Source organism: Arthrobacter sp. TJ-266 (assembly GCF_058269115.1).
Genome location: NZ_JBZCNC010000001.1, coordinates 339756 through 362623, shown reverse-complemented (window position 1 = coordinate 362623; position 22868 = coordinate 339756). Strand labels below are relative to the sequence as shown.

Sequence of the window (22868 nt, the reverse complement as noted above, 5' to 3'; positions counted from 1 at the left end):
TTCGCTCGTGGGCCGCGCGGACCCCGGACACACCGACGGCCACCACCTCTGCAGGTGATGGCCGTCTGTGTGTCGTGCTGTGAGCGGTGGTCTACTTCCTCCGGGTCTTCGGGTCGAGCGCCTCACGCAGTGACTCCCCGAGCAGGGTGAAGCCGAGCGCGGTGATGGCGATGCAGGCGCCAGGGAGGAAGGCCAGCTGGGGGGCGACGGCGAGCTCTGCCTGCGCGTAGGTGAGCATGCGGCCCCACTCCGCGGCCTGGGGAAGCCCGCCACCGAGCCCGAGGAAGGACAGCGCCGCGGCGTCGATGACGGCGGTGGCGAGCGTCAGGGTGGCCTGCACGATCACGGGCCCCATGCTGTTCGGCAGCAGGTGGCTCATGGTGATGGTGCGGCGGCTGAGCCCGAGGGTCTGCGCCGCGAGGATGTAGTCCGCGCCGCGCTGCGAGAGCATCGACGAGCGCAGGAGCCTCGCGAAGATGGGGATCTGCGAGACGCCGATGGCGATCATGATCGCGTACGCGCCCTGACCGAGTACCGCGGCGATGCTGACGGCGAGGAGCAGGTTCGGCACGGAGAGCAGGATGTCCACGAAGCGCATGATCACGTTGTCCACCCAGCCGCCGAGGCCACCGGCGAGGACGCCGAGCAGCATGCCGCCCGCGAGCCCGAGCGCTGTGGAGACCACACCGATCAGGAGCGAGGCCTGCGCGCCCCAGATGAGCTTCGAGAGGACGTCACCGCCGAACCGGTCGAGGCCGAGCGGGAAGCCGTCGATCTCCCCGGGCCCGGGGATGGTGGTGGGCGTGATCGAGGTGCGGCCCGGGAGGTCGTTGCCGCCGTAGGGGGCCAGCAGGGGCGCGAGGAGGGCCACCAGCAGGAACAGCCCGATGATGACGGCGCCCACGATGGCCTGCGGGTTCTTCCGGAGTCGGAGGAAGGCGTCCTTCCAGAGACCGGTGCCGCGGCCGGTGTCGATGGCCGGGTCGTTGGGGGCGGCTGAACCGCCGGCGGCGGGAGGCAGGATGGTACTCATTGCACACGCACCCTCGGGTCGATGACGGAGTAGGACAGGTCGACGATCAGGTTGATCAGGGCGTAGAGGATCGCGATGAAGATGATGAAGCCCTGCAGCACGGGGTAGTCCAGGCCGAAGATCGCGTCCCGCAGGAACCGGCCGATGCCGTTGAACGCGAAGACGGTCTCGGTGAGCACGGCTCCCGAGATGAGCAGGCCGAGCTGGAGCCCGATGGTCGTGACCACGGGCAGCAACGCGTTGCGGAGGATGAAGCTGCCGCGGATGGTCTTCTCCATGAGTCCCTTCGCGCGGGCGGTGCGGACGTAGTCCGCGTTCTGCACCTCGAGCACCGAGGCGCGCGTGATGCGGACGATGATCGCCAGCGGGATGGTGCCGAGGGCGAGCCCCGGGAGGATGAGGTGGAGCACCGCGTCCCACGCGGCGTCGTACTCACCCGTGAGGAGGCCGTCCAGCACGTAGAACTGCGTGTAGTGCGTCGCGTCGATCCGGGCGTCCTGCCGGCCGTCGGGCGGCAGCAGGGACCACTGGATGGCGAAGAGGTACTTGAGGATGAACGCGAGGAAGAACACCGGCACCGTGATGCCGATCAGGCTGAGGACCACCGAGCTGTGGTCGAGGATCCGCCCGTAGTTCCGTGCCGCCAGGTACCCGAGCGGAATGCCCACGCCGATCGCGAAGATCAGGGCGACGACGGTGAGCTCGATGGTCGCGGGGAACCGCGTGGCGAACTCCTCGAGGACCGGGCGGCCGGTGTTGATGGACACCCCGAAATCACCCTGCAGCAGTTTGCCGATGTAGGTGAGGTACTGCACGATGAGCGGCTGGTCGAAACCGTACAGCTCGTTGACCCGGGCCACGGCCTCGGGTGTGGCCCGCTCCCCGAGCAGGGCCGTCGCGGGGCCCCCGGGCAGGCTGCGCACCCAGAGGAACAGGAGGACGGACAGTCCGAACAACGTGGGGATGAGCAGGGCTATCCGCTTGCCGATGACGCGTAACACGGGAGGTTCCTTCCGGTTGTCCGGCCGAGGCCGGGCAGGGGTGGTACAGCGCGGATGGAGCCGGCCCCCTGACAGGGACCGGCTCCATCCGGGTACTGCTACTACTCGCTCAGCTCGATGTCCGTGAAGACCTCGTCGTTGACCGGGCTGGCCGGGTAGGACGTCACGCGGGGTGCGAACGCCAAGGAGGGCGCCGGGTGTGCGAGCGGCACGGCCGGGTTGTACTCGGCGATCTGCTCGTTGATGTCCCGGTACAGCTCCGTCTGCTGCTCGCGGTCACTGATGCCGCGGGCCTCGTCGAGGGCCGCGAACAGCTCGGGGTTGTTGAACCCGAACTCGAGCTTCTCCTGACCGAAGAACACACCGATGAAGTTGTCGGTGTCGTTGTAGTCGCCGGTCCAGCCGAGGAGGTGCAGACCGTGGTCCGGGGTGCCCTGCACCTGGTTCAGGTAGTCGGGCGACCAGGCGGCGGGTGCCGGGTTGACGGTGATCCCGACGTCGCTGAGCTGGGCCTGCAGGTTGGTGAAGACCTGCTCGGGCGTCGGCATGTAGGGGCGCGAGACGTTCGTCGGGTAGTTGAACGTGACGTCGAAGCCGTCCGGGTAGCCGGCCTCGGCGAGCAGTTCACGCGCACGCTCGGGGTCGTACTCGTAGGTGGTGACGTCCTCGTTGTAGCCGTCCACGACCTCCGGGATGAACTGCGTGGCGACGTCGGTGCCCTCGGGGAGCGTCTGGTCGACGAGCGCCTGCTTGTCGATCGCGTGGTGGATCGCCTGGCGGACCAGGGGGTCGGCGAGCTCGGGGACGGCCTGGTTCATCCCGAGGTACAGGATGGTGAACGGGTCGCGCGGCGTGATGTTGAAGCCGGCGTCCGCGAGCGACTGCGTGTCGGCGGGAGCCACGAGGTCGTAGCCGTCGATGTCACCGGCCTCGAGCGCCTGGCGGCGCGCCTGCGGGTCGTCGATGATGCGGAAGATCGTGTTCGTGATCTGCCCCTTGTCGCCCCAGTAGTCCTCGTAGATCGAGATCTCGAGCTGCTGACCCACGTTCCAGGAGTCGAACTTGAACGGGCCGGTGCCCACCGGGTGACCGAGCGCGTACTCGCTCAGTGAGGGGGTCTCGGCCGTGCCGCCGATGTCGTCGGCCGCGTACTCCTCGAGCGCCGTGGGGCTCTGCATGGCGAAGGCGGGCAGGGAGAGCGCGGCGATGAAGCCCGCGAACGGCTTCGCGAGGTTGATGGTGACCTCGTTGTCACCATTCGCCTCGCAGGACTCGTAGACCGCGTTCTCGGGGCTGTCGGCGAAGCCACGGAACAGCGACCCGTAGTAGTAGGCCACCGTCTCGGACTGCTGGATGCCGGTCCAGTTGTACCAGCGGTCGAAGTTGAAGCACACCGCTTCGGCGTTGAAGGGTGTGCCGTCGTGGAAGGTGACGCCTTCCTTGAGCTGGAAGACCGTGGAGAGGCCGTCCTCGGCCGTCTCCCAGGACTCGGCGAGCAGCGGGGCCGGGTCGGCGGTGCCGGGTTCCACGCCCACGAGTCCCTCGAAGATCTGGCGGCTCACGCGGAAGGACTCGCCGTCGCTGGCGAATGCGGGGTCGAGCGACTTCGGGTCGGCGGAGGCCGCGAAGACGAAGGTGCCGTCGACGGCGGATTCGCCCTCGGCACCGGTGTTCTCCTCGCGCTGGCTCTGCACGCAGCCGGTCAGGAGGAGTGCTGCGATGGAGATCCCTGCGGTGAGCGCAGCGCGTTTTCTCGCGACTGCACCGCGCACGGATGTGCCTCGGTTGGTCATGTGATGCTCCCTGTGACGAGTGGTTCGAACCGGATAACCGTGTATCCGCGAAAGATCGCAGCGCCGGGCGCGCGGATCCGTGTGACGAGCCTAACTTCCGGCAGAGCGGCGGACGTCATTTGGGCGGGGTGCATGGTTACGATTTGGCATCACGGGCCACTCGGCGCCGCGCTGCAATCAGCCCGGCATCGGCCGGCCACTCGGCGGACACACGATCGACACAGGAGCACCATGACGGGTACCCGGACGACGACGGCGGAACGCTACCGGCGCTTCGCGGAGGTGGAGGCCCGCGGCTACTCCCCGCTCTACGACGCCTGGTGCAGCGGCGTGGCCGGGGACGCCGAGGTGCTCGGGCTGATCGACCGACTCCCGGAGACCCGCCGGCAGCCGAACCTCCTCCTCGGCGCCGCGCGCTTCCAGGGAGTACCGCTCGACGACGCCGCCTACGGCCCGTTCCGCTCCTTCGTGCTGGCGCACTGGGACGGCATCCGCTCGGTCATGAAGTCTCGCACCACCCAGACCAACGAGGCCGGGCGCTGCGCCGTCCTGCTGCCCTACCTCGCGGCCATCAGCGCGAGCGAGGACCGGCCGCTCGCCCTCGTGGAGGTGGGCGCGTCCGCCGGCGCCTGCCTGTACCCCGACCGCTACGCCTACTCCTACTCCTACTCCTACTCCCCCTCCGCGTCGCTGGTCACCGGGACGGAGCTCCGGCCGGGCGGCGGGTCACCCGTGCCGCCGCTGGAGTGCGAGGTCTCCGGCGAGGTCGCGCTGCCGGACCGTCTTCCCGAGGTGGTGTGGCGGGCGGGCATCGACCTGAATCCCCTCGACGCGTCCGACGACGTCGATCGACGCTGGCTGGAAGCCCTCGTGTGGCCGGAGCACACCTTCCGCGCCGAACGCCTCCGGGCCGCCCTCGACGTGGTGCGCGCCGACCCGCCGTTGCTCGTCCGGGGCGATCTCGTCACCGGCACCGCCGACCTGGTGGCGCGCGCTCCGGCGGGCGCCGTCGTCGTCGTGTTCCACAGCGCCGTGCTCGCGTACGTGGACGCCGCAGGGCGGAGCCGGTTCCGCGACTCGATGATGCGGCTCGTCGGCGACCGCACGCGCCCCGTGCACTGGCTCTCGCACGAGGGCCACGGCACGCTGGCCGGCGTGCCGGGTGCGCTGGAGCGTGCGCCGGGCGAGCTGGACGGCCGGTTCGTGCTGCAGCACAACGGCCGCACGGTCGCCCGGACGGGACCGCACGGCCAATCGATCGAGGGACTGACCGAGGACTGATCGAGGGGCTGGACGGTGAGGTGGGTCAGCCCCGGGTGCACTGACCCGCGGACACGGCGTCCTGCAGGTCCGGGGCGCTCTCCGCGATGGGCCGCAGCTCCTCGAGGGACAGGGCGTACCCCACCGGGGCGTCCGCCGTGGACTTCGCGAAGACGACGCCGGCAACACGGCCCTGCAGGTCGAGGAGCGGCCCGCCGGAGTTCCCCTGCTGCACGTTCGCGGCGAGGCTGTAGACCTGCAGCGGCTGCGGGTCCGCACCGTAGATGTTGTTGACGAGCACGGGCGAGAGGTTCTGGATGCTGGCGGGCTGGATGCGGTACGGGCCGCCTGCGGGGTAGCCGGCGAAGGCCGCCGTCGTGCCGTCGTCCAGTTCGTCGCCGAGAACCAGCGGCGCGGCCTCGAGGCCGTCGACGGCGATCACCGCGATGTCGCGCGCGGTGTCCAGCTGCACCACCCGTCCCGGCAGCGCACCGTTGCCCGGCACCTCCACCACCGGCTCGTTGACGCCGGCCACCACGTGGGCGTTGGTGATCACCCGGCCGGGCGCGATGACGAACCCGGAGCCCGTCTGGTTCTGGCCGCACTGGAAGGCGGTGCCGGTGATGCGCACCACCGAGGCCGCGGCGGCCGCGAGCTCGGGGGTGTCCACGGAGGCGTCCGGCACCGCCGCGGGGGTCGCGGGCCCCACGCTCTCGAGGATGGTGGGGATGCCGTCGTCCACCACGACGGTGCGCAGCTGCGCGAGCCAGGACTGCACCGGCCCCGGCGTCACCGAGTCGATCCCGCGGATCACCTGGGACGCCGCGAGCTGCTGCGACACGAGCGGAACGCCGAGCGTGCCCACGCTGAAGGCCAGCATGGACAGGACGAGCGCCGCGACCGCCACGTTCACCACTCCACCGAGGAGCCGGTCGATCACCCTGAGTGGCGGGAAGTCCGACCAGCGGCGGATGGACGCGCCGAGCGCGGACCCGACGGCCTGGCCCGTGACGATCAGGACCACGACGGTGGCGATGACGGCGACGAGGCGCCAGGGGTTGTCGGGCACCCAGGCGCTCACGAGCGGGATGGCGAAGAACGCCGCCACCGCACCCGCGGCGAAACCGGCGATCCCGCCGAGCGTGACGAGGAAGCCGTTCCGGAGTCCCGTGACCAGGTAGCCGAGGAGCACCACCACCAGGATGACGTCGAGGAGCGTGAACTCACCGACACTGAATTCCTGCACGTGATCTCCCTGGCTGAGGTGGGACGGGACACGGCGGCGCTCCCGACACTGACCGCGATTCTAGCCGCGCAGCCTGACAGGACGGTCTCAGGACGAGCGCTGCCCGGCGCCGGAGCGTGTATCAGTCGTCACATCTGCTCCTGTACGGCAAGATGGTCAGGAGACACGAGCGGAACCGCCGACCGACGACGCAACAGGAGTTTTCATGGACATCGAAGTACTGCGCCGGGCGCCCCTCTTCGCTTCGCTGGGCGACGACGTGTTCGCCGCGCTGACCGACGAGCTCATCGAGGTGGACCTCCCGCGCGGTTCGTCCGTGTTCCGCGAGGGCGACCAGGGCGACCAGCTGTACTTCATCGTCTCCGGCAAGATCAAGCTCGGCCGCACGGCCCAGGACGGACGCGAGAACCTCCTCGCGATCCTCGGCCCCGGTGAGCTGTTCGGCGAGATGGCCCTGTTCGATCCGAGCCCCCGCACCGCGACGGCGACCGCCGTCTCGGAGACCCGCCTCGCAGGCCTCCGCAACGAGAACCTCCACACGCTGCTCGAGACCCGCCCAGAGGTGTCGGCCCAACTGCTGCAGGCCCTTGCGCGCCGTCTCCGCCGCACCAACGAATCCCTCGCGGACCTGGTGTTCTCCGACGTCCCGGGCCGCGTCGCGAAGGCCCTGCTCGATCTCGCGGACCGCTTCGGCCGTCCGGCCACCGACGGCGTCCTCGTGGCGCACGAGCTCACGCAGGAGGAGTTGGCCCAACTCGTCGGCGCCTCCCGCGAGACCGTCAACAAGGCCCTCGCCGAGTTCGTGCAGCGTGGCTGGCTCCGCCTCGAGGCGCGCGCCGTCGTCATCCTGGACATCCAGAGGCTCCGTCAGCGCAGCCGCTGAGACGCGGGCGACGCCTCCCCGGCGTCCCGCCGCGGTGCCCGTCGAACCTGGCCGGTGAACCTGGTCTGCGAACCTGGTCGCCGGACCTAGAGGCCGCGCTGCACCGATCCGCCCTCGGTGAGCTTCGGGCACTCGACCTCGAGCACGAGGGAGCCGTCCTGCTCGGAGAGCTGCGGGTGGTAGACCTTCACCGGCCGCTTGTGCGAGAGGTAGGCGATGCAGCCGCGCGAGGACCCGATCTTCTCGAGGATCACCTCGACGGCGGGCACCGAGAGTTCACTCAGCGTCCGACCCACGGAGTTCGGCTGGCCCACCTCGTCACCGAGACGCGTGGTGTCGCGGTCGGCGATCTCCTGCGCGGCCCAGCGCCATTCGCCCCACACACCCTTGCTGGCGAGGATGCTCGGCTCCTGGTTGACGGGCTGCGCGGCCGCGAAGTAGTGCGTGTCGAAGCGACGGTGGGCGAAGTCGGGGCTCAGCCAGTGCGAGAGCGGCTTGATCAGGTCCGTGCGGACACCGAGACCGCGGCGCCTCAGGATGTCCGCGAAGCTGCACTCACCCTCGTTGATGGCCTCGCGTGCCTTCATCCACTCCCGCGCATGGGTGCCCTCGACCAGCGAGGAGGCGTCCGCGCCCGCGAGCAGCACCCCGCTCTCCTCGAACAGTTCGCGGATGGCGCAGAGCACGTGGCGGCGGGCCACCCTGTGGTCCTCGACGCCCAGCGTCTTCGCCCACACCGTGGGCGCGGGACCGAACCAGGGGATGTCGTCGTCGTCGGACTCCTCGATGCTCCCGCCGGGGAACCCGATGACCCCGAGCGGTGACTGCCCGCGCCGGTAGGTGAGGTACGTCTCCGTACCCACAGCGGTGTCGCGGATGAGGACCACGGACGACGCCGGGCGGGCCTTCAGCGGCGTCCGCTCGCCGTGTTCCACCCAGCTCTGGGCGGCGGTGAGCTGATCGGCGTTCACGGGGAAGTGCCGTGTGCAGAGACGGTCCACGGCCTAGACGAACTCCGCGATGACTTCGACCTCGACGGGCGAGTCGAGGGGAAGGACGGCCACACCCACGGCGGACCGGGCATGGACACCGGCCTCGCCGAACACCGACCCGAGGAGGTCGGAGGCCCCGTTGATCACGGCCGGCTGCCCGGTGAAGGAGGGATCGGACGCGACGAAGCCGACCACCTTGACGATGCGCGTGACGCGGTCGAGGTTCCCGATCCGGCTCTTGATCGCCGCGAGGGCGTTGACGGCGCAGGTCGCGGCCAGCTGCGCGGCCGTCTCGGCGTCGACGCCGTCGAGCGCTCCCACCTTCCCCGAAGCTGTGAGTTTCCCGTCAATGAAGGGCAGCTGGCCGGAGGTGTACACGAGAGAGCCGGTGATCACGGCGGGTACGTAGGACGCCACCGGCGGGGCGACGTCGGGAAGTGAGAGTCCGAGCTCCGCCAGCCGCGCCTCGACCGCGGAAACAGCGGGAAGTTCCGCCTGCACCCCTAGCTCTTCTCCCGCTTCAGGTAGGCCACGAGACCGTTGCCGTCGGGCCCCGGAACCACCTGCACGAGCTCCCAGCCGTCCTCGCCCCACTGGTCCAGGATCTGCTTCGTCGCGTGGATGATGAGCGGAATCGTGGAGTACTCCCATTTCTTCATGGGGGAAGCCTATCGCTTGCCCGTAAACTGGAATAATGGCTGCGCGCAAATCTCCCCTCTTCGACACGGCAACCACCCTCGGCAAGATCGTCGCGTTCCTCGGGATCAGCGGACTCGCGGGCGTACTCGCCGCGGGCCTGCTCGTCCCCGTGGCCGCGGCAGCCGGCACGGGTGCGTCCGCCTCCATCCAGTTCTTCGAGGAACTCCCGGCGGAGCTCGAGCGAGAGGCGCTCGCTCAGCCCACCACCATCCTCGCCGCTGACGGATCGCTGATCGCGACGCTCTACGAGGAGAACCGCCAGCCCATCACGCTCGACCAGGTGTCCCCGTACATGAAGGATGCACTCATCGCGATCGAGGACTACCGGTTCTACGATCACGGCGGCGTGGACATGGAGGGCATCTTCGGCGCGATCGCGAGCAACCTCACGAGCGACACCACCCGCGGTGCCTCCACCCTCACGCAGCAGTTCGTCACGAACGTCCTCAACGACACCGCGCGGCAGAACGACGGCGTCGCAGTTTTCAACGGGAGCAAGTCCGTGGGTGACAAGCTCCGCGAGATGAAGCTCGCCATCGCGGTGGAGAAGGAACTGACGAAGGACGAGATCCTCGAGGGTTACCTCAACATCGTGCAGTTCAGCGGCACCAGCTACGGGGTGCAGGCGGCGTCGAAGTACTTCTTCAACGTGGACGCCAAGGATCTCAACATCCAGCAGAGCGCACTTCTGGCCGGCGTGGTCAACGGGCCCACCGTCTACAGCCCCGAACTGAATCCGCAGGGGGCACTCGAGCGCCGGAACATCGTGCTCGGCGCCATGCTCACGCGCGGCAAGATCACCCAGGCGGAGCACGACGCGGCCGTCGCGACCGACCTCGGCCTCGCCATCACCCCGACGCTCAGCGGTTGCGTGGGAGCGGCTCAGGCGCCGTACTTCTGCGACTACGTCACCCACCTCATCCTGAACGATCCCGCCTACGGTGAGACCACCGAGGACCGGAGGAAGGTGCTGTACCGCTCCGGGCTGTCAATCAAAACGACACTCGACTCCCGTGTGCAGGCGGCTGCGCAGACCGCCGTGAACGAGACAGCGAATCCCGACACCACCGACGGCGCCGTCGGTCACGCGATGGTCAGCCTCGCCCCGAAGACGGGCGACATCCTGTCGATGGCCCAGAACACCCGGTACAACCCCGAGGCGGCGCAGGGAAACACCGTCATCAACTTCAACGTGGACCAGTACGACAACGGCGATCCGGCGAAGAGTCTCGGCGGTGGCGGCGGATTCCAGCCCGGGTCCACCTACAAGCCGTTCACGGTGGCGGCCTGGGTCGAGGCGGGGAAGAGCCTGAACCAGCCCATCGACGGCCGGAAGCGCACGTACCCGGAGGGTGACCGCTGGCGCGCGAGCTGCGAGCCGGGCGGGAACCTCGTGCTGCAGACCCAGGATTTCGAGGGCTACACCCCGCAGAACTACGGCGACATCAACTACGGCACCTACACGGTCCTTCGAGGATTGGCGCAGTCCTACAACACCATCACCATGGAGACAGCGAAGCAGCTGGATCTCTGCCGCATCAGGGACATCGCCTTCGACATGGGTGTCCACAACGCGGGCAGCAACGCCGGCGAACCCACGCCTCCGTCGATCTTCCCCTCCGCACTCATCGGAGGTGGCGTCTCGACGGCTCCGATGTCCATGGCCAAGGCCTACGGCGGATTCGCCAACGAGGGAACGGTATGCGAACCACGCGCCCTCACCGAGGTCACGGCTGCCGATGGCACGAGCTACCCCGTGCCGGCGGTCTCCTGCGAGCGGAAGATCTCGCAGGACGTCGCACGCGGAGTCAACTACGCCACCCAGGAAGTGATGAAATCCGGCTCCGGACAGGCGTTGGAGTACGGCGACATCCCCATGGCCGGCAAGACCGGGACGAACGACGCGCGGAGCCAGACCTGGTTCATGGGCTACAACTCGGGCATGGTCACGGCCAGCTGGGTCGGCAACTTCGAGGGCGAGGGCCCCGAGGCCTCGATGAGTGGGCGGCAGATCGGCGGCCGGGTCTACCCCGAGATCGACGGCTCCCTGATCGCGGCGCCCTCATGGGCCCGCTTCATGCAGCAGATCCCCGGCCTCTACGTGGGAACGCCGTTCGCCAACCCGCCGGCCAGCATGATCAACGGATCCCAGCGTGGCACCACGCAGCCCGCCACCGGAGGCACTCCTCGCCCGACGGTGCCCGCGACGCCGGGCACCGGGACCACCGGCGCAGGCACGGGCACCGGCGCGGGAAACACCGGGAACACCGGGGCGACTGGCACCGGCGGTTCCACGGGTGGTACGACTGGAGGCGCAGCGGACACCGGGACATCGGGTGACGGCGGCGACACCGACGGCGGCACTGGAGGAAACGGCTAGCGTGACATCGACTCAGACATCCCGGAGCGGGGCACCGCTCGGCTGGGCGGCAGGGCTCACCCTGACCGCGGCAGCCGCAACTCTCTCCTACGCCTCGGCCGTCGAGCGCACGCTCTACCAGGTGCGGGAGGAAACCCTGGCCATCCTCCCGGCCGGGTCACCTCCCCTGAAGGTCCTGCACCTGGCGGACATCCACATGGTGCCGGGCCAGAAGTCCAAGGCGGACTGGCTGCGCGGCCTGGCGCGGCTCAAGCCGGACCTCGTGGTGAACACGGGGGACAACCTCAGTCACCGCAAGGCCCTTGCACCGCTCCTCGAGGCGCTGGAACCGCTGTTGAAGGTGCCCGGCGTCTTCGTGCCCGGCTCCAACGACTACTTCGCGCCCGTGTTCAAGAACCCGCTCCGCTACTTCGCCGGCCCGTCGATCGCCCCGAAGGAGTCCACCCCCCAGGACCTCCCCTGGGCGGACATGTTCAGCGCCTTCGGAGCGGCCGGCTGGGTGGACCTGACCAACAGGTCGCAGTCCGTCGGGTTCGGGAACCTGCGTATCGACTTCACCGGGGTCGACGACCCGCACCTCGGCCGCGACAGCTACGTCCCCTATCCGGCGGGCAGCAGCACCTCGGCCGAGGCTCCCCACATCAGGATGGCCCTCACGCACGCGCCCTACCAGCGGGTCCTCGACACCTTCACCGACGGCGGCGCTGATCTCATCCTCGCCGGTCATACGCACGGCGGGCAGGTCTGCGTGCCGGGGTACGGCGCCCTCGTCAGCAACTGTGACCTGCCGACGTGGCGCGCACGCGGACTCACCCAGTGGGAGACCAACGGCCGCTCGGTGCCGCTCAACGTCTCGGCAGGGATCGGGACATCGCGCTTCGCGCCCATCAGGTTCGCCTGCAGGCCCGAGGCCGTTCTGATCACCCTGACTCCGCGGAGCACGCGCTAGCCCTCGAGGGACAGAGGCGGAACTGCCGGTTCCCTCCCGCGGGCGCTGGCCTAGGATGGTTGCTGAGGGCCACCAACAACCATCGAGCATCGAAGAGTCGGCATGACGGACAAGACAAACACGCTGTGGGAATCGCTCGGACGGCTCTATCCGCACGTCCGGCCGATCATCCCGCGCCTCGTCCTCGGTCTCCTCTGCGCCCTCGGCGCGAGCGTGATGGCGCTCTCCATCCCGCAGGTTCTCCGTGTCCTCATCAACGACGCCCTGGCCGAGGGTGGAACGGCACGCACCGTCTGGATCGCGTCCGGCGTCGTCCTCCTCCTCGGCGTCCTGGAGGCCACGTTCGTGGCCCTGCGCCGCCAGTTCGTCATCACCCCGGCGACGACGGTGGAGACGAACATGCGCACCTCCTTCTATCGCCACCTGCAGAACCTGACGGTCGAGTTCCACGACCGATGGGGCAGCGGCCAGCTGCTCTCGCGGGCCATGAGCGATCTGAACCTCATGCGGCGGTGGATGGCCTTCGGCCTGATCATGCTGGTCGTCACGTCGCTGACGGTGGTCATGGGCGTGATCATCATGTTCTTCATGAGCTGGGTGCTCGCCCTCATCTTCGTCGCGGCGGCCGTGCCGCTGATGATCTACGGCTACCGCTTCCGCACCTCCTACAGCCGTGTCTCGCGCAGGAGCCAGGACCAGGCCGGTGACCTCGCCACCACGGTCGAGGAGTCCGTGCGCGGCATCCGCGTGCTGAAGGCTTTCGGCCGCAGCCGCGAGGCGCTCGAGGACTTCGAGGACCAGGCGGAGGAACTCCGGCAGACCGAGATCGTCAAGGCCAAGTCCCTCGCCACGTTCTCGATGATCGTGACGCTCCTGCCCGAGCTCGCGCTGGGGACCTCGCTGATCGTGGGCGTGACCCTCGCCGCGAGCGGTGACGTCTCGATCGGCTCCCTCGTGGCGTTCTTCGCCACGGCGGCCGCCGTCGCAGGACCGGTCGAGTTCATCGGCCCCCTGCTCGCCATGACCTTCACCGCCAAGACGGCGATCGATCGCCACTACGAGGTCATGGAGTCGGAGAACACCATCACCGATGCGGCCGAGCCACAGGACCTGCCGACACCGCGTGGGGAAGTCGTCTTCCACGACGTCCACTTCCGCTATCCGGACGCTCAGGAGGACGCCGGTGACGTGATCGCCGGCGTGGACCTGACGCTCCGCGCCGGCGAGACCATGGCCCTCGTGGGCGTGACCGGCAGCGGCAAGAGCACGCTGCTGCAGCTCGTCCCGCGGCTCTACGACGTGACGAGCGGCAGCATCACGATCGACGACGTGGACCTGCGGCAGCTCACCCTGGAGCGGCTGCGAACGCTCGTGGCCGTCGCGTTCGAGGACACGACGCTCTTCTCCACCTCGGTCCGTGACAACGTGCTGATGGGGTCGGATGCGGAGGGCCCGGAGGCGGACCGCGTGCTCGCCGAGGCGCTCGAGGTCGCGCAGGCCCATTTCGCGTACGACCTCCCGCTCGGGGCCGACACCCTGATCGGCGAGGAGGGCCTCAGTCTCTCCGGCGGCCAGCGCCAGCGGATCGCCCTCGCCCGGGCCATCGCCGCCCAGCCCACGGTCCTGGTGCTCGACGATCCCCTGTCCGCGCTCGACGTCGCCACGGAGGAGCGCGTGGAGGAGGGCCTCCGGGCCGTACTGCACGCCACCACGACGCTGATCGTCGCGCACCGCCCCTCCACCGTTGCGCTGGCGGACCGCGTGGCCCTCCTGCAGGACGGCCGGATCGCCGACGTGGGCACCCACTCGGAGCTGCTCGCCCGGAGCGACCACTACCGCTATGTGATCGCAAGCCTCGACGACGAGGAGATCGCGCAGCTCGGTCGCGAGGCCCAACCCCGGCACGACGACGAGGAGGCGCTCGCATGAGCCGCACCACCGCTGCGCCCGGGCAGGCGCCCAGGGACGACGACGACCCGAAGGGGACGTCCGCCGGCGTACTCAACGAGGACGACGTCCTCCTGAACCGCGCTCAGAGCAAGTCCGTCCGCGCCCGCTCGTTCCGCCTGCTCGGCTCGCTCATCCGGCCCAACCGGCGCCAGTTCGTCTGGACCGTGCTGCTCGTGGTGATCTCGCAGGCGGCCCGGGTGGCGGGGCCCGCCATCATAGCCTTCGGCATCGACCGCGCCCTGCCCACGCTGATGGCCGGCGATCCGAGCATGCTGTGGGTCGCCGGGGGCACCTACCTGCTCGCGGCCGTCCTGGGCGCCGTGCTCACCGCCGGGTACGTGCGGGCGACGGCGCAGCTCAGCCAGGCCATGCTGCTGGACCTCCGCGTCCGCGTGTTCCGGCACACGCAGCGCCTCAGCCTCGAGTTTCACGAGAAGTACACGTCCGGCCGCATCATCTCCCGCCAGACCTCCGACCTCGAGGCCCTGCGGGAGCTGCTCGACTCCGGCGTGAGCTCCCTCGCCTCGGGCGCCATCTTCATGATCCTGACGGCGGCCACGATCTTCGCGCTCGACTGGCGCACGGGGTTCCTGATCCTCGCGGCCGCGGTGCCGATGTTCCTCCTCGCACGCTGGTACCAAAAGCACTCGCAGATCGCCTACCGCGAGTCCCGCGTGGTCTCGGCCCGGCTGATCGTGCACTTCATCGAGACCATGACCGGCATCCGCGCCGTGAAGGCGTTCCGCCGCGAGCGGGAGAACGCCGAGCGCTACGACGAGCTGGCCGAGGACTACCGCACCGTCACTGTCCGCTCCATCAACCTCAACGGGGTGTTCCAGCCGGGCCTCGTCCTCATCGGCAACGTGACGGTCGCCCTCGTGCTGGTCTTCGGCGGGTTCCGCGTGCTGGGTGGCACGCTCGAGGTCGGTGCACTCCTGGCGCTGCTGCTCTACAGCAAGAGGTTCTTCCAGCCCGTGGAGCAGATGGCCATGTTCTACAACGCGTTCCAGTCGGCTGCGGCCGCGCTGGAGAAGGTCTCCGGGCTCCTCGAGGAGGTCCCCACCGTCCGTCCGCCGAAGAACCCCGTGGCGCTGCGTGAGCCCCGCGGTGACGTCCGGTTCCACGATGTCGAGTTCCGGTACGGCGACGGCCCCGTGGTGTTGCCCGCTCTCAACCTGTCCATCCACGCAGGCCAGACCGTGGCCCTGGTCGGGCAGACGGGGGCGGGGAAGTCCACCCTCGCCAAGCTCATCGCCCGGTTCTACGACGTCTCCGAGGGGCGTCTCACGCTCGACGGCGTGGACCTGCGGGAGCTCGCGCCGGAGGACCTGCGCCGCGCCGTCGTCATGGTCACGCAGGAGGCCTTCCTGTTCAGTGGCTCCGTCGCGGACAACATCGCGCTCGGCAGGCCGGATGCCACGAGGGCCGAGATCGAGCAGGCGGCCCGGGCCGTGGGTGCCGAGCAGTTCATCCTCGAGCTGCCGGACGGCTTCGACACCGACGTCAACAAGCGCGGAGGCCGTGTGTCCTCGGGCCAGCGCCAGCTCATCAGTTTCGCCCGAGCGTTCCTCGCCGACCCCGCCGTCCTCATCCTGGACGAGGCGACGTCGTCCCTGGACATCCCGAGCGAACGCCTGGTGCAGGAGGGGTTGCAGAAACTCCTCGGCAACCGGACGGCGCTCATCATCGCGCACCGTCTGTCCACGGTGGCCATCGCGGACCGCGTGCTCGTGGTGCACGACGGCCGCGTGGTGGAGGACGGTACGCCCGCCGAGCTGATCGGCGGGACCGGACGGTTCGCGACGCTGCACGCGGCGTGGAAGGACTCGCTGGTCTGAGCCGACCGACGGCAACCTGCGCGGTTTTCGTCGCCGCGCATCCTCGGCTATCCTTGGACAGTTGCCGTTCGGGAGCTTCTTCCGGCCCGGCGACACCGGGGTGTGGCGCAGCTTGGTAGCGCGCGTCGTTCGGGACGACGAGGCCGCAGGTTCAAATCCTGTCACCCCGACCCAGTTCACACGAAAGGCCCGTCGGCACCAGCCGACGGGCCTTTCGCATGGGTGCAGGTACTCAGCGCTGCGGGACGGTGACGACCTCGTAGCCGTTCGGGTTGACCGCCCCGAACTTGGCGTTCGCGAACCCGAGCGTGTTGCCGAACAGGGCAACGGTCGTCGGGACGTTGAACAGCGGGCTCGTGATGACGTCCTCCACCTCGCCGGTGGTGAGGTCCTTCGACAGGTCGATCACGCTGACCTGGTTGATGCGGTTCTGCACCGCATACAGTGTGTCGCCCTTGGCGAGGATGCCGTCGACGTTCGGCAGCGCGCCGGTCGCGATCGGCGCGCTGACCCCCGTGGTGGGATCGACGGTGTACACGGCCTGGTTCGCCGAGTGCGCCACGATCAGGGTCCTGCCGCCGTCCACCGAGGTGATGCCGTTCAGGTTGAAGCCGGGAGTCACGAGCGCGGCCGGGCCGGTGAGCGCGATGGTCCGCACCTCGCCGATCTCACCCTGCGGACCGATCGGGAGGAAGTACAGGTCGGAGCTGCGTGAGTTCGTGAAGTACGCGCCGTCCTTCGTGAGGGTGACGTCGTTGATGAAGGCGTCGCCGGTCGCGAGCTGAATGTCCGTCACCGGCTCCCCCGTCCGGGTGTCGTACACGTAGGCCTGTCCCGTGGCGCCTCCGGCGACGAAGAGGAGGTCGTTCCGGACGTCGGCCTTCAGGCCCACGGCCACCCTTCCGGCGGGCGCGTCGATGAATTCCACCGCGGTGCCCTTCCGCACATCGCCGCGGTAGATGTCTCCGTCGGCGAGGTCCCCGGCGTAGAACGTGCCACCCTTGCCGGCGGCGATGCCCTCGGCACCGGATGCACCGGGGAGGGGGATCAGGGTGTCCTGCTGCGCCGATGCGGCAGGGGACGACGGCGGCGCCGCGACGGCGGGCGTCGCGGACAGCAGGAGGCCACTCGCCGCGGCGACGGCGACGGCGGCGCGGGTCATCGCGAGGCGGCGGCCTGCCGCCGGGCGCGTGGTCTCGGGCGTGGTCTGGGAAGTGATGCTCATCGTGCTCCTCGATGTTCTGGACGACGACGGCGCTCCGAGCGGACCGCCGTGCTGCGCGTATCGGGTTGACATGATGCGGATCGACGTCGGTACGCCGGCCCGCGTGCACTGCTGCGACTGGGAGGCCGCACGGCGAATCCTGAGCATCCGCCTTCTGGGTAACGCTCCGGTCACGGCCTTTGTCCCCCACCCCGGCCGTCATCGGCGTGACCTCGTCGGCATCGGGTCCTCTCAGCGCGTCCGGACCAGTCGGACAACGCCGTCGTGCGGTGGTCGCCTGGCTTCGTTGTCACCTTCTCGAGGCGCAAGGGTGTGTCGGCCCACGACACGCCGCTGGCACGCGTCCCATCCCCGTGAAGGCGACACCGAAGCGCGGACGCGACAGCGGGTCGACCTGCGAACACCGGAGGACGACGACTGCGGGTCAGGCGAAGGTGCGCCCCGTCAGCCGCTCGTAGGCCTCGACGTAGCGGGCGCGCGTGCGTTCGACGACGTCGTCGGGCAGGGCCGGCGGTTCGGACGCGCGGTCCCAGCCGGAGGCGTCCGAGGTGAGCCAGTTCCGCACGAACTGCTTGTCGAAGGAGGGCTGCGCCTGACCGGGGGCGTACAGCGCGGCGTCCCAGAAGCGCGAGGAGTCAGGCGTCAGCACCTCGTCGCCGAGCGTGATCGCACCGGTGGCCGGATCGAGCCCGAACTCCACCTTCGTGTCCGCGAGGATGATGCCCCGCTCGCGCGCGATCGCCTCGGCCCGCGTGTAGATGTCCAGGGTCAGGGCGCGTAGCTCTGCCGCGGCATCGTCACCGACGGTCATGACGACGGCGTCGTACGTGATGTTCTCGTCGTGCTCCCCCACCTCGGCCTTGGCGGACGGGGTGAAGAGGGCCGGCTCGAGCCGCGAGCCGTCCACGAGCCCGCCGGGCAGCGGGAGCGAGCACACGGTGCCGGAGGCACGGTACTCGAGCAGACCGCTGCCGGTCAGGTAGCCGCGGGCGATGCACTCGATCGGGTACATGATCAGCTTCCGGCAGATCATGGCCCTGCCCTCGACGGCGGCCGGCACGCCCCCCGCGGCATCGGACGCGAGCACGTGGTTGGGGATGCCCCCGAGACGCTCGAACCACCACAGGCTCAGCTGGGTGAGCACGCGCCCCTTGTCGGGGATCTCGGTGGCGAGCACGTGGTCGAAGGCGCTGATGCGGTCGCTCGCGACCACGAGGACGACGTCGTCCGGCCCGTCCTCCGGCTCGTAGAGGTCGCGGACCTTGCCCGAGTAGACGTGCCGCCAGCCCGGCAGCTCCAGGTGCGCCGGGGCGAAGACGCTCATGCGTGCGCTGCCGGCACGACGGCCGCACCGCCGGCTGGACCACCCGGCGCCGGAGCGCCGGACGCCGTCAGGGCGATGTCCGTGCGGAACTGCCCGCCCTGCAGCTCGATCTCCGCGAGGCCCTCGTACGCCGTGGCCCGCGCGGCGGCGAGCGAGTCGCCGAGGCCGACGACGGCGAGCACCCGCCCGCCGGAACTCACCACCTTGCCGTCGCGGAGGGCCGTACCGGCGTGGAGCACGCGGGCTCCCGTCACCTTGGCGGCGCGCTTCAGTCCCCGCACCCGACGTCCCGTGACGGGGGCGTCGGGGTAGTTCTCGGAGGCCAGCACCACGGCGACGGCGGTCTTCGGCGACCAGGTGAGCGGGCCGATCCGGTCGAGGGCGCCCTTCGCCGCGGCGAGCAGCACGCCGCCGAGGGGTGTGGTGAGGCGCGCGAGCACGGCCTGCGTCTCCGGATCCCCGAAGCGGGCGTTGAACTCGATGACACGCAGCCCCCGGGAGGTGAGCGCGAGGCCCACGTAGAGCACACCCGCGAAGGGCATTCCCCGATGCGCCATCTCGGCGATGACGGGCTGGGCCACCCGCTCGATCACGTCCTGGACGAGGCCGTCCGGGACCCACTCGAGCGGCGAGTAGGCCCCCATACCGCCGGTGTTGGGCCCCTGGTCGCCGTCGTGGATGCGCTTGAAGTCCTGGGCGGGGGCGAGCGGCACCACGGTGCGCCCGTCCGAGAGGACGAACAGGGAGACCTCGGGGCCGTCGAGGTACTCCTCGATGACCACGCTGCCACCCGCGGCGAAGCAGGCCGACGCGTGGGCGCGCGCTTCGTCGAGATCGTCCGTGACCACGACCCCCTTGCCCGCCGCCAGGCCGTCGTCCTTCACGACGAACGGGGCGCCGAAGGTGCAGAGGGCCTCGTTCGCCTGCTCGTCGTCGGTCGCGACGCGCGCCATGGCCGTGGGGACGCCCGCAGCGGCCATGACCTGCTTCGCGAACGCCTTCGACGCCTCGAGCTGCGCGGCGGCGCGGGTGGGTCCGAAGACGGGGATGCCGGCGTCGATCAGGGCGTCCGCGACCCCTGCGGCGAGGGGTGCCTCCGGGCCGATCACCACGAGGTCGGCCGCGAGGCGGCGCGCGAGCTCCGTCACGACCGCGGGATCGTTCGCGTCGACGTCGTGCACCGTGACGTCCTCGGCGATGCCCGCGTTGCCCGGCGCGGCGTGCACCTCGCGGACGAAGGGGTCGGCCAGCAGGGCCAGGACGATGGCGTGTTCGCGGCCGCCGGGCCCGAGGACTAGAACCTTCACAGTAGGACAGCCTACGGGAGCGCCGCAGAGCACGGAGGAAGCGCGGAGGGGGGGGTACGGAGCCGCAGGGAGGAGCGGCGCCGTCGGGTGGCCGGGTCGCTGCGTATGCGGCGGGCCCCTCGCCTACCCATACCCGCTCTGGGCCTCTCCGAATACCTGACATGAGCAAAGCCACCAGTCCCCGCCGCGGCCAGACCCTTCTCGCCGCCCTCGCCGGCATCCTCGCCGCAGGCGTGGTGCTGGGTGTCGCCGAACTCGTCGGCGCCTTCTTCCGCGCCAGCGCCACCCCGGTCATCGCGATGGGCTCCACGTTCATCGATTTCACCCCGCCGTGGATGAAGGACTTCGCGATCGCGACGTTCGGCACCAATGACAAGCTGGCCCTCCTGGTCGGCATGGGTGTCACCATCACACTCCTCGCGGCCGTCCTCGGCATCGTCGCCCTCCGGCGCTGGGCTCTCGGCGTCGCCGGGGTGCTCCTCATGGGGGCCATCATCGTGGCCTGCGTGCTGACCCGCGCCGGGGCGGCCCTGCCCGATGCCGTGCCCACCGTGGTCGGTACCGCCGCGGGCCTGCTGGCACTCCGCTGGCTGACGGCGCGGCTCCGGCACGCCGCCGTGGCTCCCTCCCCCGAGCCCGTGCTCGTCGGGGCAGGCGCACCGGCGTCGGGATCAGCGGGGTCCGACGGCGTCACCATCACCGAGCGCCCCGCAGGCACGGTGCACGACGACGCCCTCCTTCGCGCCGGAGCCTCCTCGAGGCGCCCCGCCGGCACCACCTCCCGCCGCGGCTTCTTCGCAGCGGCCGGCATCACCGCCGTCGTGGCTGCAGCGGCCGCCGGTGGCGGGCGCCTGCTCGCCGGGGCCCGCAACAACGTGGCAGCGGTCCGGGACAGCCTCGCCTTCCCCGCCCCCGCGAGCCCCGCACCGGCCCTCCCGGCAGGTGTCCAGTCGCCGACCCCGGGCGTGACGCCGTTCATCACCCCCAACGCCGACTTCTACCGCATCGACACGGCGCTGAGCGTGCCGCAGCTCGCCACCGACACCTGGGAGCTCCGCGTGCACGGCATGGTCGAGGAGGAGTTCACCCTGACCTTCCAGGACCTTCTCGACGCCGACCTGATCGAGCGGCACGTCACCCTCACCTGCGTCTCCAACCCTGTGGGTGGCAACCTCGTGGGCAACGCGAAGTGGCTCGGCTATCCGCTCCGCGAGGTGCTGGCACGCGCAAAGCCCCTGGACGGCGCGGACATGGTGCTCTCCACCAGCTCGGACGGCTTCAGCGCCTCCACTCCCCTGCCCATCCTGCAGGACGACCGCGATGCCATCCTCGCGATCGCCATGAACGACGAGCCCCTCCCCCTGGAGCACGGCTTCCCGGTACGCATGGTGGTGCCGGGCCTCTACGGCTACGTCTCCGCGACGAAGTGGGTGGTGGACCTCGAGGTCACGCGTTTCGCGGACAAGACCGCCTACTGGACCGACCGCGGGTGGTCCGACATGGGGCCCATCAAGACGATGTCGCGCATCGAGGTACCGGCCTCCTTCGCGAAGGTCGGTGCCGGCAGCGTCATGCTCGGCGGTGTCGCCTGGTCCCAGCACCGGGGCATCACCGAGGTGGAGGTCTCCGTGGACAACGGCGAGTGGCAGCCCGTGACCCTCGCGGCCGAGGCCTCGGTGGACACCTGGCGCCAGTGGTCGCACGAGGTGACCCTCGAGTCCGGTCTGCACACCATCCGCACCCGGGCCACCGACGCCGAGGACGGCGTCCAGACCGAGGAGCGCGCGGACACCGTGCCCAACGGGGCGTCCGGCTGGCAGTCGGTCCAGTTCACGGTCACCTGATCCCCGGCCGGGTGTCCTCGCCGGCCCACAGGGCTGCAGTCTCCGTGCCACACAGGCCTGCGCCTACCGGATGTCCGTTCCCTCCGGTGGGCGCAGCCGCCGTGGGGAACGGAAAAGACGTAGGGAATACTGGGACCATGCCCTCCACCTTCACCTCGGCGTCCGCCGTGGACCTCGCCGTCCTGGAACGCAGCGGCTTCATCGAGTCGCGCCACGTCGGTGCCGCCGTCGTCCTCGCCGCGGACGGCTCGGTGGTGACCGAGCTCGGCGACATCACGAGCCCGATCTTCCCCCGCTCCACGCTCAAGCCCTTCCAGGCCCTTGCGAGCATGAAAGCCGGGGTGCCGCTGCGCGGTCCGCAGGTGGCGCTCGCCACGGCCAGCCACGTGGGGAGCAACCGGCACATGGACGTGGTGCGGACCATGCTCGACGCCGCGGGCGTCACCGAGGAGCACCTGCAGTGCCCCGCCGACTGGCCGCAGGACGAAGCCGCCCGCAACGAGCTGGTACTCAGCGGCAAGGGTAGGCTGCGCATCGCCTTCAACTGCTCGGGCAAGCACGCGGCGTTCCTCTGGGCCTGCACCGAGAACGGCTGGGACACCGACACCTACCTCGAGGCGTCGCACCCGCTCCAGCAGTCCATCGCGTCCGTGATCGAGGAGTACACCGGTGAGACCGTGGCGGCGTGGGGCGTGGACGGCTGCGGCGCACCCGTCGGCGCCGTGTCCCTGACGGGCCTGGCGCGCGGTATCGGCAGGATCGCGAAGGCCCCGGCGGACAAGCACGCCGATGCCCGGGCTGCCACGATCGCGACGGCGATGCTCGACTACCCCTGGGCCGTGCACGGCGAGGGCAGGGAGAACTCGGTGGTCATGGAGGACCTCGGGATCATCGCCAAGAGCGGCGCCGAGGGCGTGCTCGTCCTGTCGGCCCGCACCGGGGCCACCCTCGCCCTCAAGGTGCTCGACGGCAACTCCCGCGCCGCCACCCTGGTGGGGCTGACACTCTTCGCCGCGACCGGCGCCATCGACGCCGAGCGCGTGGGCCCGGTCCTCGAGAAGGTGGTGTCACCGATCCTCGGAGGTGGGCGCTCCGTCGGCAGCCTGCGGCTCGCCGCCCCCGTCATGGCGCTGCTGGACTAGGA

At 70.0% G+C, this 22868-nt stretch carries 18 protein-coding genes and 1 tRNA gene; 9 read left to right on the top strand and 10 right to left on the bottom strand.

The features are described from left to right. Window positions 1-91: 91 nt before the first annotated feature. From AC4D12_RS01880 to AC4D12_RS01870, 3 genes are all read right to left on the bottom strand, one after another. Window positions 92-1033, bottom strand: a complete 942-nt coding sequence (locus AC4D12_RS01880; protein ID WP_490948087.1) for an ABC transporter permease — start codon at window positions 1031-1033, stop codon at window positions 92-94. Next, window positions 1030-2034: an ABC transporter permease gene (locus AC4D12_RS01875; protein ID WP_490948086.1), complete on the bottom strand. Its 1005-nt coding sequence runs from the start codon at window positions 2032-2034 to the stop codon at window positions 1030-1032. The genes AC4D12_RS01880 and AC4D12_RS01875 overlap by 4 nt, the downstream gene beginning before the upstream one ends. A gap of 101 nt (window positions 2035-2135) precedes the next feature. Continuing rightward, a complete protein-coding gene (locus tag AC4D12_RS01870; protein ID WP_490948085.1) occupies window positions 2136-3827 on the bottom strand; it encodes an ABC transporter substrate-binding protein in 1692 nt (563 codons plus the stop codon). A 231-nt stretch (window positions 3828-4058) separates the two neighbouring features. On the opposite strand from AC4D12_RS01870, the gene AC4D12_RS01865 reads away from it, so the two are divergent. After that, on the top strand, window positions 4059-5108 hold the full coding sequence (locus tag AC4D12_RS01865) for a DUF2332 domain-containing protein (RefSeq protein ID WP_490948084.1): 1050 nt from the start codon (window positions 4059-4061) through the stop codon (window positions 5106-5108). 25 nt (window positions 5109-5133) lie between these two features. Here the strand turns inward: AC4D12_RS01865 and AC4D12_RS01860 are convergent, their stop codons facing one another. Further along, window positions 5134-6333 (bottom strand): MarP family serine protease, encoded by a 1200-nt coding sequence (locus tag AC4D12_RS01860; RefSeq protein ID WP_490948083.1) that lies wholly within the window; start codon window positions 6331-6333, stop codon window positions 5134-5136. Window positions 6334-6538: 205 nt separating this feature from the next. Between AC4D12_RS01860 and AC4D12_RS01855 the strand changes: the two genes are divergently transcribed. After that, window positions 6539-7216, top strand: a complete 678-nt coding sequence (locus tag AC4D12_RS01855; RefSeq protein ID WP_490948082.1) for a Crp/Fnr family transcriptional regulator — start codon at window positions 6539-6541, stop codon at window positions 7214-7216. A gap of 86 nt (window positions 7217-7302) precedes the next feature. Here AC4D12_RS01855 and AC4D12_RS01850 read toward each other — a convergent pair whose 3' ends face one another. From AC4D12_RS01850 to sp36, 3 genes are read right to left on the bottom strand one after another with little or no spacing between them, the layout of a single operon-like run. Further along, window positions 7303-8217 carry an NUDIX hydrolase gene (locus AC4D12_RS01850; protein ID WP_490948081.1) on the bottom strand — a complete coding sequence of 305 codons (915 nt, stop codon included), beginning with the start codon at window positions 8215-8217 and terminating at the stop codon, window positions 7303-7305. Between the two features lie 3 nt (window positions 8218-8220). Further along, window positions 8221-8709: a RidA family protein gene (locus AC4D12_RS01845; RefSeq protein WP_490948080.1), complete on the bottom strand. Its 489-nt coding sequence runs from the start codon at window positions 8707-8709 to the stop codon at window positions 8221-8223. 2 nt (window positions 8710-8711) lie between these two features. Further along, complete coding sequence (sp36, locus tag AC4D12_RS01840) at window positions 8712-8867, bottom strand: Sp36 family protein (protein ID WP_490948079.1); 156 nt, start codon at window positions 8865-8867, stop codon at window positions 8712-8714. 35 nt (window positions 8868-8902) lie between these two features. Between sp36 and AC4D12_RS01835 the strand changes: the two genes are divergently transcribed. From AC4D12_RS01835 to AC4D12_RS01815, 5 genes are all read left to right on the top strand, one after another. After that, a complete protein-coding gene (locus tag AC4D12_RS01835) occupies window positions 8903-11287 on the top strand; it encodes a transglycosylase domain-containing protein (protein WP_490948078.1) in 2385 nt (794 codons plus the stop codon). 1 nt (window position 11288) lies between these two features. Beyond that, window positions 11289-12236 carry a metallophosphoesterase gene (locus AC4D12_RS01830; RefSeq protein ID WP_490948077.1) on the top strand — a complete coding sequence of 316 codons (948 nt, stop codon included), beginning with the start codon at window positions 11289-11291 and terminating at the stop codon, window positions 12234-12236. A gap of 102 nt (window positions 12237-12338) precedes the next feature. Next, window positions 12339-14165: an ABC transporter ATP-binding protein gene (locus AC4D12_RS01825; protein ID WP_490948076.1), complete on the top strand. Its 1827-nt coding sequence runs from the start codon at window positions 12339-12341 to the stop codon at window positions 14163-14165. Continuing rightward, entirely contained in the window at window positions 14162-16024 is a 1863-nt protein-coding gene (locus AC4D12_RS01820; protein WP_490948075.1) for an ABC transporter ATP-binding protein, read from the top strand. The genes AC4D12_RS01825 and AC4D12_RS01820 overlap by 4 nt, the downstream gene beginning before the upstream one ends. Before the next feature lie 96 nt (window positions 16025-16120). Next, a tRNA-Pro gene (locus AC4D12_RS01815) sits at window positions 16121-16194 on the top strand. Between the two features lie 62 nt (window positions 16195-16256). Here the strand turns inward: AC4D12_RS01815 and AC4D12_RS01810 are convergent. The 3 genes from AC4D12_RS01810 to purD form a co-directional block, all read right to left on the bottom strand. Then, entirely contained in the window at window positions 16257-17249 is a 993-nt protein-coding gene (locus tag AC4D12_RS01810) for an SMP-30/gluconolactonase/LRE family protein (protein ID WP_490948074.1), read from the bottom strand. Window positions 17250-17673: 424 nt separating this feature from the next. Beyond that, the gene (locus tag AC4D12_RS01805) at window positions 17674-18573 is read right to left on the bottom strand and encodes a phosphoribosylaminoimidazolesuccinocarboxamide synthase (RefSeq protein WP_490948073.1); all 900 of its coding nucleotides are present in this window, start codon (window positions 18571-18573) and stop codon (window positions 17674-17676) included. Next, on the bottom strand, window positions 18570-19880 hold the full coding sequence (purD, locus tag AC4D12_RS01800; RefSeq protein ID WP_490948072.1) for a phosphoribosylamine--glycine ligase: 1311 nt from the start codon (window positions 19878-19880) through the stop codon (window positions 18570-18572). The genes AC4D12_RS01805 and purD overlap by 4 nt, the downstream gene beginning before the upstream one ends. A gap of 161 nt (window positions 19881-20041) precedes the next feature. On the opposite strand from purD, the gene AC4D12_RS01795 reads away from it, so the two are divergent. Both AC4D12_RS01795 and AC4D12_RS01790 read left to right on the top strand, forming a co-directional pair. After that, window positions 20042-21724, top strand: a complete 1683-nt coding sequence (locus AC4D12_RS01795; RefSeq protein WP_490948071.1) for a molybdopterin-dependent oxidoreductase — start codon at window positions 20042-20044, stop codon at window positions 21722-21724. A gap of 137 nt (window positions 21725-21861) precedes the next feature. Beyond that, entirely contained in the window at window positions 21862-22866 is a 1005-nt protein-coding gene (locus AC4D12_RS01790; protein WP_490948070.1) for an asparaginase, read from the top strand. Window positions 22867-22868: the final 2 nt, after the last annotated feature.